6 protein-coding genes and 2 pseudogenes are annotated in these 12275 nt (G+C 64.7%); 7 read left to right on the top strand and 1 reads right to left on the bottom strand.

What is annotated here, in order from left to right; all coding sequences use genetic code 11:
• Positions 1 to 68 precede the first annotated feature (68 nt).
• From MRY84_RS22870 to MRY84_RS22900, 7 genes and pseudogenes are all read left to right on the top strand, one after another.
• Positions 69 to 242, top strand: coding sequence for a rubredoxin (locus MRY84_RS22870; RefSeq protein ID WP_142143589.1), 174 nt, complete (start codon positions 69 to 71; stop codon positions 240 to 242).
• Positions 243 to 303: 61 nt separating this feature from the next.
• A complete protein-coding gene (locus MRY84_RS22875) occupies positions 304 to 702 on the top strand; it encodes a response regulator (protein WP_005796099.1) in 399 nt (132 codons plus the stop codon).
• Positions 702 to 1067, top strand: a complete 366-nt coding sequence (locus tag MRY84_RS22880; RefSeq protein ID WP_142143592.1) for a response regulator — start codon at positions 702 to 704, stop codon at positions 1065 to 1067. The genes MRY84_RS22875 and MRY84_RS22880 overlap by 1 nt, the downstream gene beginning before the upstream one ends.
• 15 nt (positions 1068 to 1082) lie before the next feature.
• Positions 1083 to 1610: a chemotaxis protein CheW gene (locus MRY84_RS22885; RefSeq protein WP_291507961.1), complete on the top strand. Its 528-nt coding sequence runs from the start codon at positions 1083 to 1085 to the stop codon at positions 1608 to 1610.
• A gap of 21 nt (positions 1611 to 1631) precedes the next feature.
• Complete coding sequence (locus MRY84_RS22890) at positions 1632 to 3920, top strand: methyl-accepting chemotaxis protein (RefSeq protein ID WP_291507962.1); 2289 nt, start codon at positions 1632 to 1634, stop codon at positions 3918 to 3920.
• A gap of 47 nt (positions 3921 to 3967) precedes the next feature.
• Positions 3968 to 10225, top strand: a pseudogene (locus tag MRY84_RS22895) (Hpt domain-containing protein); the annotation flags it as partial.
• 183 nt (positions 10226 to 10408) lie between these two features.
• Positions 10409 to 11521, top strand: a pseudogene (locus MRY84_RS22900) (PilT/PilU family type 4a pilus ATPase); the annotation flags it as partial.
• A gap of 31 nt (positions 11522 to 11552) precedes the next feature.
• Here MRY84_RS22900 and MRY84_RS22905 read toward each other — a convergent pair.
• The coding region (locus MRY84_RS22905) for an FAD-binding domain-containing protein (protein ID WP_291507963.1) at positions 11553 to 12275 on the bottom strand (723 nt) is incomplete at its 5' end.

Here is a 12275-nt window from a genome sequence, read left to right on the forward strand (position 1 = left end):
ACCGAAGCCGCAGCCCACGGAGATGACTAGATACAATCGTTGCATTCTATGTGAAGGCCCTTTAAGCTGTGACCGACTCTAAAACTTGGATGTGTTTGATTTGCGGGTGGATATACGATGAAGTTCAAGGTTCACCTGAACACGGTATCGCCCCCAACACGCCATGGGAGCAGGTCCCCATGAACTGGACCTGCCCCGAGTGTGGCGCCCGCAAGGAAGATTTCGAGATGGTCCAGATTTGAGGCGCTCCAGCATCATCATGTGCTGCCGCGTTGTTTATTTTCCCATCGGGAGCAGTAACAATTGACTACAACAGGCGCATCTTTCAAAGTGCTCGTGGTGGATGACAGCAACACCATCCGTCGAAGCGCCGAGATTTTTCTCAAGCAAGGGGGGCACGAAGTCTTGTTGGCTGACGACGGCTTTGATGCTTTGGCCAAGGTCAATGATTATCAGCCTCAACTGATTTTCTGCGACATCCTCATGCCCAAGCTCGACGGGTACCAAACCTGCGCCATCATCAAGCGCAATGCCCGTTTTGCAGATACTCCGGTGGTAATGCTGTCCTCCAAGGACGGCGTGTTCGACAAGGCGCGCGGGCGCATGGTCGGTTGCCAGGAATATCTCACCAAACCGTTTACCAAAGACCAACTGTTGCAGGCGGTGCAGCAGTTTGGCAATTCCCAACAAGGAGCGATGTAATGCCCATCCAGAAAGTACTGGTCGTCGACGACTCGAAGACCGAGTTGATGTTTTTGACGGATCTGCTTCAGAAGAAAGGCATGCAGGTGCGCACTGCGGAAAATGCCGACGAGGCTTTCCGCCGCCTGGCCGAAGACAAGCCTGACCTGATCCTGATGGACGTCGTGATGCCGGGGCAGAACGGCTTTCAGCTCACGCGCGCCATCTCCCGCGATCCCCTCTATGCCGATGTGCCCATCATCATGTGCACGAGCAAGAACCAGGAAACGGACCGTGTCTGGGGAATGCGGCAGGGAGCGCGTGGCTACATCACCAAGCCGGTGGATCCCGCAGAACTCCAGGCCAAAATCGACGCCCTCAACTGAGGCTGCGGCGCGTCCATGGCCAACCGCGAAGCCCTTCGAGAGCTCCAAACCCGACTTGCCAGCCGACTTCAAGCGGCAAGGACCGAGGGGACCTCTGTTTCATCCTGGCTGGCTGTAGAGTCCGCCGGGAGTTTTTATTTGCTGCCCCTTGGACAGTCCGGGGAGATCTTCCCCTGGGTTTCGGTCCAGGCGGTGCCGTATACCCAAAGCTGGTTCCTGGGCGTTGCCAATCTGCGCGGCGGCCTGGTCGGCGTGGTGGACCTGGCAGGGCTTCTGGGCTCCACCACCCCGCGCACGGAGCAGGCGCTGGCCGAGGCCAATCTTCTCGCGTTCAACGCGGCCCTCGATGTCAATGCCGCCCTTCTGGTGGACCGCTTGGCTGGGCTGCGGGGAACCGATGCGTTCGTTGCCTCCGAACCCCCCGCTGAAGATGCGCCCGCCTTTTATGGCACCACCTATATCGATTCCAGTGGCACGCGCTGGCAGGAACTGAACTTGCAGACCCTGTCCCAGCATCCCGCTTTCCTGAGCATCAGTGCTTGAGTTTTTCTGTAAGGCTGCACCATGTCCGTCGTCAATCAATTTGGAAAACTGTTCAACCGGAAACCTGCCACGCCGGACGCTGGCGCGACTGCCGGCACCGTCGATGACGGGCAGGAACTCCTTGCCACGGGTTCTGCGGACGGTATGCAGTTGCGGGAGACCTATCAGGCCGATGCCATGAACAGCGTTCAGGGGGATCCTGATGGCTATCCTTCGGAGCTGCCCGCGTCCGACGCGGAAGAAGACCTGATCGCGCTGCCTGGCCTGGGCCGCGCCACGGCAGCCGCCCACCAGCGGCGCCTGCTTGGCCTGCTGGGTGTTGGTCTGGTCGTGCTGGCGCTGATTGCGGCTTGGGTGCTCCGGCAAGCGGACCGCTCCGCACAACAGCTGGCGGCCACGGGCCAGTCCCTCATGCAGTCCCAGCGTTTGGCCAAATCTGTCTCGCAGGCACTGGTCGGAAGTCCCCAGGCGTTTCCCGACGTGGTGGAAAGCTCTGGCGTGCTGGCGCGCAATGTGCGCGCACTCAACGGGGGTGACGATGAGCTGGGTGTTCAGTCCCTGGGTGAGCCCTACAAGCCTGACCTGGACGCAGTGAACCCCCTGATGGAACGGGCCGAGCGCAACGCCGCGGTGGTGATGGGCCAGCAGAAGATCCTGACGCAGGTGGGTGACGCTCTGCGCACCATCAACCGCCAGTCGTCCGATCTGCTGGAAATCGCCGAAACCGTGTCGTCGTTGAAGCTGCAGCAAAACGCGCCGGCCGCCGAGATTTCCGCCGCGGGCCAGTTGGTGATGTTGACCCAGCGCATCGGCAAGTCTGCCAACGAATTCCAGACCATGGAAGGCGTGAGCCCCGAGGCCGTGTTCCTGCTGGGCAAGGACTTGAATTCGTTCAAGGAAATTGCCCAGGGCCTGCTGGACGGCAGCCCCGAGCTGCGGCTGAGTGCCACCAAGGATGCGCAGACGCGCGAACAACTCGAAGCGCTGGTGAAGCTCTACGAACAGACCCGTACCCAGGCCAGCGCCATTCTGGGTAACCTGCAGGGCCTGGTGTCTGCCCGCGAAGCGCAGTCGGCCATCATTGCGGACAGCGAACCGCTGCGCCGTCAGCTCGAAGGTTTGCAGGCCAAGCTTTCGGCCCAGACGGGCGTGGGCGGTGGCCAGCTGGCTGCGCTGACCCTGGCCGGTCTGTTTGTGATTCTTTGCGGCGTGGGTATCTCGCGCGTTCAGCTGCTGGACAGCCGGGGCCGCCAGGCCGCTGCCGAAGCGCAGCAGAAGGACGCCAAGCGCCAGGAACAAGAAGCCAAGCGCGTCAACGACGCCAATCAGGCTGCCATTTTGCGTCTGATGAACGAACTGCAGTCGGTGGCTGAAGGTGACTTGACCCAGGAAGCCACGGTGACGGAGGACATCACCGGCGCTATCGCCGACTCGGTGAACTACACGGTGGAAGAGTTGCGCCAGCTGGTGGGCAGTGTGCAAAACACGGCAACGCGCGTGGCCCAGACGACTGCCCAGGTGGACAATACCTCGACCGAACTGCTGGCTGCATCGACCGAGCAACTGCGCGAAATCCGCGAAACCGGCCGCTCCGTTCTGGACATGGCGACCCGAATCAACGAAGTGTCCACCCAGGCGCAAGAGTCCGCTACGGTGGCCCGTCAATCGCTGCAAGCTGCTGACTCCGGTCTGCAAGCCGTGCAGAACGCCATCGGCGGTATGAACTCGATCCGCGACCAGATTCAGGACACTTCCAAGCGGATCAAGCGTCTGGGCGAATCCTCGCAGGAGATCGGCGAAATCACGGAACTGATTTCGGACATTACCGAGCAGACCAACGTGCTGGCTTTGAACGCCGCCATTCAGGCCGCGTCCGCTGGTGAAGCCGGCCGCGGCTTCTCGGTGGTGGCGGAAGAAGTGCAGCGCCTCGCTGAACGCTCCGCAGACGCCACGCGCCAGATCTCGGCGCTGGTGAAGGCCATTCAGACCGACACCCAAGACGCCGTGGCCGCTATGGAGCGCTCCACGCAGGGTGTGGTGGAAGGGGCTCGCCTGTCCGACAGCGCGGGTACCGCGCTGACCGAGATCGACCGCGTGTCGCGCCGCCTGGCCGAACTGATTGAGCAAATTTCGTCGTCGACTTCGCGTGAAGCCGTGTTGGCGAACGAAGTGGCCGACAACATCCAGCACATTTTTGCGGTGACCGAGCAGACCGGTGAAGGTACGCGCACCACAGCGCAGCAGGTGCGTGAGCTCTCCCACATGGCTGAGGAACTGCGCCAGTCGGTGGCCCGTTTCAAGATCGCCTGACCTCGTAGTCATCAACCAGCTGGCTCATAGCAGCCGGGGACGAATCCATGTCATCTATTGATGTCAACAATGCACCAGCTGCGGACGGGGGCCAGGGGGATCAAGACCTCGGACCTTTGGCGTGGGTGCTTGACGAACTGCGCAAATCCCTGGACGGCGCAGTCAAGGCCATGCGGCGCTTCGTGCGTGACGCGGAAGTGGCGCGCGAATCGGATCTGGCGGCGCTGGACGCAGGCCCGCTGCGCATTGCCAGGCAGCAGTTGCACCAGGCTTGCGGAGCGCTGGAAATGGTGGGCATGGGCCCTCCAGCCCTCGTTCTGCGGGCCATGGAGTCGGCGGTCCAGAAATTCGTGCAGCGGCCGGAGACCTGCAGCGACGATGCCGCCGCCGTCATTGAGCGTGCAAGCTTTGCGCTGATCGAATACCTCGAAACCGTGCTGGCGGGCAAGCCCGCTTCGCCGGTGGCGCTGTTTCCCCAATACCGTGATGCCCAGGCGCTGGCCGGCGCGGACCGCGTTCACCCCGCCGATCTGTGGCCTGTGGAGCGCCGCTTCCGCGAGCCCGAGGGGGCCGTCTCTGCAGCGCCGCTTCCCTACGGCCCCGAGGCGCGTGCGCGCCTGGATTCTGCGGTTCTGCGCATCGTCAAGTCGGGCGACCTGCGCGCCTCCCTGAGCTTGCGCGACACCTGCCTGGGTTTCGTGGCTGCGCAACAGGACCGCCAGTCCCGTGCTTTCTGGAAGATCTGTGCGGGCTTTTTTGAAGCCTTTGGCACGGGCCTGCTACCCGCCGACGTATACGTCAAGCGCGTGGCATCCCGTGTGCTGATGCAGTACGCCACCCTGGCCAAGGGCGACACGACCATTGCCGACCGCCTGGTGCAAGACCTGCTGTTCTTCTGCTCGCAGGCCAAGCCTTCGGAGTCGGCGGCTGTCGAGACACCGTCACTGAATGCCGTGCGGCAGGCATTTGCGCTGGACCGTTTCAAGCCGGTCGACTACGAAACATCGCGGTTTGGTCGCTTCGATCCTGCTCTCCTGGCCCAGGCGCGCAAGCGGATCGCCGCTGCCACGGAAACCTGGTCCGCCCTGGCGGGCGGCGACCGCAACAAACTCAAGCCTGCGGCAGACCAGTTCAGTCTGGTGTGTGACTCGCTGCGCAAGCTGCAGCCGGGCAGCGAAAGCCTCGCCCAGGCCCTGACGCGTGCACTGGACGCCACCACGCGTTCCGGCGAACCCCCCTCCGCGGCGCTGGCCATGGAGGTGGCGACTTCGGTGCTGTACTTGCAGGCCGCCTTCGAAGAACTGGACTCGGCCGACGAACAGATGGAGGCACGGGCCGGTCGGTTGGCCGAGCGCCTGGATGCCGTGGGGGCGGGGGCCGAGCCCGAGCCCCTTGAACAATGGATGGAAGAGCTGTACCGGCGGGTCAGTGACAACCAGACCATGGGCAGCGTGGTCGACGAGTTGCGTTCCACGTTGGGCGAAGCAGAGAAGGCGCTGGACCAATTCTTCCGCAACCCACAGGACACGGCGGCATTGACCACGGTGCCTGGCCACCTCGCACAAATGCGGGGTGTGTTGTCGGTGCTGGGCTTGGATCAGGCATCGCTGGCGGTGGTCCGCATGCGCGACATGGTGGAGCGCCTGCTCATCAACGAAGTGCCCGAGGCGGACCGCCAGGGCGTTTTCGAGAAGCTGGGCAACAGCCTGGGTGCACTTGGCTTCCTGATCGACATGCTCAGCTACCAGCGGACGATGGCACGCAAGCTGTTCGTCTACGACGAAGATCTGGGCGAATTGCGCATTCTCATGGGCAAGACGCGCCCGCGTGCCTCCGATGCGGTGGAAGAGGCGCCGGCCAAGCTGGAAGAGCGTGCAGCCGTTGCACTGCCCGACGTGGTGCCCCGGTTCCCGGTGCAGGAGCCCCTCAGCGAGCCTACGGACTTCGGGTCGCTGCCTGCGCTTCCGGATGTTTCGACGCTTGCCATGCCAACGGCCTCGGCGCCTGCGCCTGCGGAGCCCGAGGCTCTGGCACCCGATATCTCGTTTGATTTGGCGCCGACCGCAGCCGCCCCAGAGGCGTCAGCTGCGGCGCCAGCTGCCTCGATCCCGGCTCCTGCGGCTGCACCGACGCCCGCACAAGTCCCAGAGATCGAGGACGAGCTGCTGGAGGTCTTCCTGGAGGAAGCCCGTGAGGTGGTGGGCAACGGCCTGGGGGCGATTGCTGTCCTCCAGGATGAACCCGGCAACCTGAGCGAACAGACCACGCTGCGCCGCGCGTTCCATACCTTGAAGGGCAGCTCGCGGATGGTTGGCCTGAACGACTTTGGCGAGGCGGCCTGGTCGATGGAGCAAGTGCTGAACGCCTGGCTGGCGGAACAAAAGCCCATGCAGCCTGGATTGCTGCAGCTGTCTTCCGATGCGCTGAAAGCGTTTGGAAGCTGGGCTGACGATATTGCCGCGGGTCAGGCTTCGGGCTGGCAGCCCGAGGCATTCCGCAAATCCGCGGATGCCATGCGCACTGAAGGAATCCTGCTGCCGCTGGCGATGTCCTCTGGCGTTGCCGCGGAGGTTCAGAGTGAGGAGTTGCCTGCGCAGCAAGTGGAAGAGAAAGAGGCGGAAGCACAGGCAGTTGCCGCGCAGGAAGTCCTGTCACTCGACACACCTGCAGGCACGGCGCCAGAAGTGCCGCCAGCCGTCGATGAAGAGCTTGCGATTCCGGACTTTGTGGCCACAGAAATCTCGGACGAGGTTCCCGTGCCCTCCGCAGAGGTGGTCGCACCGGCCGCACAGTCGGCAGAAGAAATCGACTTCTCCGTGTTTGCGGCCGCGCTGGATCAGGCGCCCGCCGAGCCTGCGGTGGTTGATCCATCCAGTCACGACTTCGTGCTGGATCTCGAGTTGCCCGATTTGGAGCCCGTGGCAGAGGTGCCCGAGGGCAATGCCGCGTTGCCGGCTACCGCCGAAGCCGAGCCCGGGTTGGCGCTAGAAGCTGAGGCAGAGAAGCTGGATGAGATTTCCTCGCTGCCCGCCGTGGATTTCGAGCCCATCATGGCCGAGGCCGCCCCCGAGGCGCCAGCGTTCGCAGAGCCCGAGCCTCTGCTGGCGGATCTCGATCTGCAGGAGCCCGCGGAGGCCACTGCACCGGCAGAAACGCCTGAGGCACCCGATGAGGCGCTGGTGACCCCGGTGGCCCCGTCTGCCGCCGAGATGTCGCCTGCCGCGCTCGAGACCGAGGTGCCAGAAGACAGCGTCAGCGACGAAGCCGTCAAGGTCATTGACACGCTGCGCATCGGAATCCCGCTCTACAACGTGTACCTGAACGAGGCGGATGAATGGTCGCGCCGCCTGGTGACGTGTTTGCAGGAGTGGTCTCTCGAACTGCACGAACCCCTGCCAGATACCGCCGTGGCTTTGGCTCACTCGTTGGCAGGCAGCTCGGCGACCGTGGGATTCACGGCCTTGTCGGAACTGGCCCGGGTGCTGGAGCATGCGCTGCAGCATGTGCAGCTGCAGTCCGGTGGAACCGTCGAGCAGGCCAACGCCTTCATGGCGGCTGCGGAAGACATTCGTCGGCTGTTGCACCAGTTCGCGGCGGGTTTCCTCAAGGAGCCCAGCCAGGAAGTCCTGGAGCAACTGCGCCAGATCCTGGAAGCCGAGGTGGTCCATACCCTCTCGCCGCCCGAAGAGGAAGCAGAAGCCAGCTTCGCGTCGGAGCAAGCCCAGGAAGTTCCAGCCGAGCCCGAAGCCGTCGAACCATTGGCTGCCGCAGAGCCGGCCGAGGTCATCGCCGCGCCGGCGCCCGCAGTGGTCCCACGGGGGCCGGTGGTGCCCGCGCTGTCAGCGGGGCTGTCCGACCACGACCAGCGGGTGGACGATGCCATTGCCCATGCAGTGGCGCACGCGTCGGATGTGGATGACGACATCGACGCCATCGACGTTATCGATCCCGACCTGTTCCCCATCTTTGAGGAAGAGGCAGCGGAACTGTTGCCTCAGTTGGGCGGCGCGCTGCGCCAGTGGGCGGCAAGGCCCGACAATCTCGGAGCCCGCAGCGAGGTGTTGCGAGCGCTGCACACCCTCAAGGGGAGTTCGCGTCTGGCGGGGGCCATGCGCCTGGGTGAAATGGCGCACCGGCTGGAATCCGCGATCGAGCAACTCGATGCCGAGACCGTCACGGCGGATCTGATCGAGCCGTTGCAGGCCAGCTTTGACGGCTTGCAAGCCAACTTTGACGCGCTGCGCGCCATCGGGCAGGAACCCACCGACACCGTGGTGGCGATGCCCGCGACCTTGCCTGCCGGCCGTACGCCCATGGCGCCGGATACCGCAGCGGCGGCACCGGTTGCCCAGGAGCCAGCAGACCGGCCGGCTGCTTCCCCAGCGGTGCGCCTGCCTGCGCCGTCGCAGCTGGCTCCGCTGCGCGCAGCGGCCAGCCAGTCGGTGCGCGTGCGCGCGCAGTTGCTGGACCGCTTGGTGAACCAAGCTGGCGAGGTGATGATCAGCCGCTCGCGCCTGGATGTCCGCCTGGGGCAGTTCCGCGCGTCGCTGAACGATCTGTCGGGCAACCTCGACCGTCTGCGTCAGCAGCTGCGAGACATCGAGGTTCAGGCCGAATCGCAGATGCAGTCGCGCCTGGCACTGTCCAAGGACTCGGCCGCTGGCTTCGATCCGCTGGAGTTCGACCGCTTCACCCGCGTGCAGGAACTCACCCGCATGATGGCCGAGTCGGTGAACGACGTGGCCACCGTGCAGCGAAATCTGCAGCGCGCCATGGAAGGCGCGGAAGACGATCTGATCGCCCAAGGACGCCAGGCGCGAGAGCTGCAGCGCGATTTGCTGCGCACCCGCATGGTGGAGTTCGAGGGCATTGCCGAACGTCTCTACGCGGTGGTGCGGCAGTCCTCCAAGGAGACGGGCAAGCAGATCAAGCTGGACATTACCGGCGGCTCCATTGAAATGGACCGCGGGGTGCTGGACCGCATGACACCGGCGTTCGAACACCTGCTGCGCAACTGCGTCGCGCATGGCATCGAGAGCCCGGACGACCGTGTGGCGGCGGGCAAACCCGCCTCGGGCACGATTTCGGTCGATCTGCGGTACGAAGGCAACGACGTTTCGGTGGAGTTCCGTGACGATGGTGCGGGCCTGAACCTCCCGCGCATCCGCGAGAAGGCCCTGGCGCAGGGCCTGATTGACGCGGATGCCGAGCTCAGCGATGCCGACGCGGCCAACCTGATCTTCATGCCCGGCTTTTCCACGGCGGCCGAGGTGACCGGCCTGGCGGGGCGCGGCATCGGGATGGACGTGGTGCGTTCCGAGATCAACGCGCTCGGTGGCCGCATCGAGACATCGACCGAGGCCGGCAAGGGCACCGCGTTCCGCATGGTGCTGCCATTGACGACTGCGGTGACGCAGGTGGTGATGCTGCGTGCGGGCGACTTGGCCATCGGCGTGCCCGCCAATGTGGTCGAGATCGTGCGCCGCACTTCTGCCGCCGATCTGGAAGAGGCCTACCGCACCGGTACTTTCGATGACGGCATGGAGAAGCTGCCGTTCTTCTGGTCGGGCGCACTGCTGCAGGCTTCTGCGCGCAGCAGCGAGCCAGGCGGCAAGACCCGACCTGTCGTGATCTTCCGAAGCGCCTCGCAGCGCATTGCGATGCACGTGGACGAAGTGCTGGGCAACCAGGAAGTGGTGGTGAAGAACCTCGGGCCGCAGCTGTCGCGTCTGCCCGGCTTGGCGGGCATGTCGGTGCTCGCGTCCGGTGCCGTGGTGCTGATCTACAACCCGGTGGCTTTGGCCACGGTGTACGGCGACCAGGTGCGTGCTGCGGCTGCGGCGCTGCCGGCGACGCCGGATGTCGCTGCCGAGGCTGCGGGTGCTGGCAAGTCGGTGGTGTCGCAGCAGCTGGCCGGCCCCAGCCAGGTTCCGTTGGTGCTGGTGGTGGACGATTCGATCACCGTGCGCCGCGTGACGCAGCGCCTGCTGCAGCGCGAAGGCTATCGTGTCGCCCTGGCGGCAGACGGGCTGCAAGCGCTCGAACGTCTCCAGGAAGAGCGGCCGACGGTGGTGCTGTCGGACATCGAAATGCCGCGCATGGACGGGTTCGACCTGGCGCGCAACATCCGGGCAGACGGCGCATTGCGCGACCTTCCCATCATCATGATCACGTCGCGGATCGCTGAGAAGCACCGTGAGCATGCGATGGAGCTGGGCGTCAACCACTACCTGGGCAAGCCGTACTCCGACGAAGAACTGCTGAGCCTCATCCAGCATTACGCCCGCGTTGCTGCCGCTGCCGAGGGGGCCTGTTTGTCGAGCCGCCGTCCCCTCTTCCCTTGGGATGCGGGGACGGCACTTTCGCAAAGCCTCTTCTCATTCAAGGATTGGGCCCATTCCATGCAGCCTGTGCAGCCATCGGGAGTTTCGCTGGACGCTGCGACGCCGGCACCGTATGGCGACAGCCGCTTGCTGGCCTGCCTGGCCCTGGTAGCCCGCGAGCGCGCATCGGACCTGTTTCTGCTGGCGGGCGCTCCGCCCACGGTCAAGCGGCAGGGCGCGTTCCTGCCGATCAGCCAGCAGGTGCTTTCTGCGCAGGACATTCGCGCCATGGCGTACTCCATCATGGGCAAGGCACAGCACCATGAGTTTGAGACCACGATGGAATGCGACTTCTCGTATGCCACGGCGGAAGGCGCGCGGTTTCGGGTGAACGTGCACCTGCAGCGCGGCCAGGTCGGCATGGTGATACGCCATGTGGCGGGCACCATCCCCAACCTCGACGAACTGGGCCTGCCGCCCATCCTGAAGGACCTGGCTTTTCTCAAGGGGGGGCTGGTGCTCACTGTGGGCGCTGCCGGGTCTGGAAAGACCACGGCGCTGGCCGCGCTGCTGGACCACCGCAACGCCAATGCCAGCGGCCACATCCTCACAATCGAGGACCCCATCGAGTACCTTCACCCGCACAAGAAATCCCTGATCACACAGCGGGAGGTGGGAATCGACACGCGGTCTTACGACGAGGCCCTGCGCCGCGCGATGCGCGAAGCGCCCAACGTGATCATGATTGGCGAGATCCGCGACCGGGCCACCATGCAGCACGCCCTGCACTATGCGGAGTCGGGCCACCTGTGTGTTTCGACCTTGCACGCGCACAACGCCAATCAGGCCGTGCAGCGCATCCTGAACTTCTTTCCGGAGCATGCGCACAGGCAGCTGCAGATGGATCTGTCGCTCAACCTCCGGGCCGTGATCGCCCAGCGCCTGATCCGGGGCGTGCAGGGACGTCTGGTGCCGGCAGCGGAGATCATGCTGCTCACGCCATACGTGGCTGACCTCATCCAGAAGGGGCAGATCGACGAGCTCAAGACCGCGATCAACCGCGGCACGGAACAGGGCATGTGCAGCTTTGACCATTCGTTGTTCAAGCTTGTGGAATCTGGCGCCATCACGGCGGAGGAAGCAATTGCGCATGCTGACAACCGCACGGACCTGTCCCTCAAGCTGCGGCTGGCCGCGGGGGGCTCGCTGGCGGTGGACGGCATGAGCATGTCCGCACCGCTTGAGCCCGCAGCCCCGCGGACGCCGATGGGCAAGTGAGCGGTGGCCTGCGCTGCCCGCCGTCGCCCGGTCAGGGCGTGGCGACGGGCGCTTTCACGACTGCATAGCGTTCCAGTGTCCGGCGGCGCGCGGCGTCGTGTTCGACCACGGGTAGCGGATAGTCCCGGCCCAGGCGCAAGCCCGCCCCCTGCAGATCCAAGGGACGCGCCTGCCACGGGGCATGCACCGCCTTGGGCGAAAGCCGGGCCAGTGGGGCCAGCTGGGGCAGGTAGCGCGCGATGAACTTGCCGTCCGGATCGAACTTCTCGCTTTGGCTCACGGGATTGAAGATGCGGAAGTACGGCTGCGCGTCGCAGCCGCTGGAGCTGGCCCATTGCCAGCCACCGTTGTTGGCCGCCAGGTCGAAGTCGTTGAGGTGGGTGGCAAAGTAGGCCTCGCCCCGGCGCCAGTCCAGCCCCAAGTCCTTCACCAGAAAACTCGCCACCACCATGCGCAGGCGGTTGTGCATGTAGCCTGTCTGGTTGATTTGTGCCATGGCGGCATCCACCAGCGGGTAGCCGGTTCGGCCCTCGCACCAGGCGGCAAACAGGGCGTCGGCCTCTTCCCCGGTTTCCCATGCGATGGCGTCGTAGGCGGGCTTGAAACTCCGGTTCACGACGTGGGGGTGGTGGTGCAGGATCTGAAAGTAGAAATCCCGCCAGATCAGCTCGCTGAGCCAGGTGGTGGCCCCGGCATTGCCCTGCCGCATCAGCTGGTGCGCCGTGCGCGCCAGCAGGCGCGGCGAGATGGTGCC

Source organism: Acidovorax sp. (assembly GCF_022763525.1).
GTDB lineage: Bacteria > Pseudomonadota > Gammaproteobacteria > Burkholderiales > Burkholderiaceae_C > Acidovorax.

Bases quoted from the DNA above. Each gene is read 5' to 3' on its own strand.
- MRY84_RS22880 (WP_142143592.1), top strand. From the start codon at position 702: ATGCCCATCCAGAAAGTACTGGTCGTCGACGACTCGAAGACCGAGTTG.
- MRY84_RS22885 (WP_291507961.1), top strand. From the start codon at position 1,083: ATGGCCAACCGCGAAGCCCTTCGAGAGCTCCAAACCCGACTTGCCAGC.
- MRY84_RS22890 (WP_291507962.1), top strand. From the start codon at position 1,632: ATGTCCGTCGTCAATCAATTTGGAAAACTGTTCAACCGGAAACCTGCC.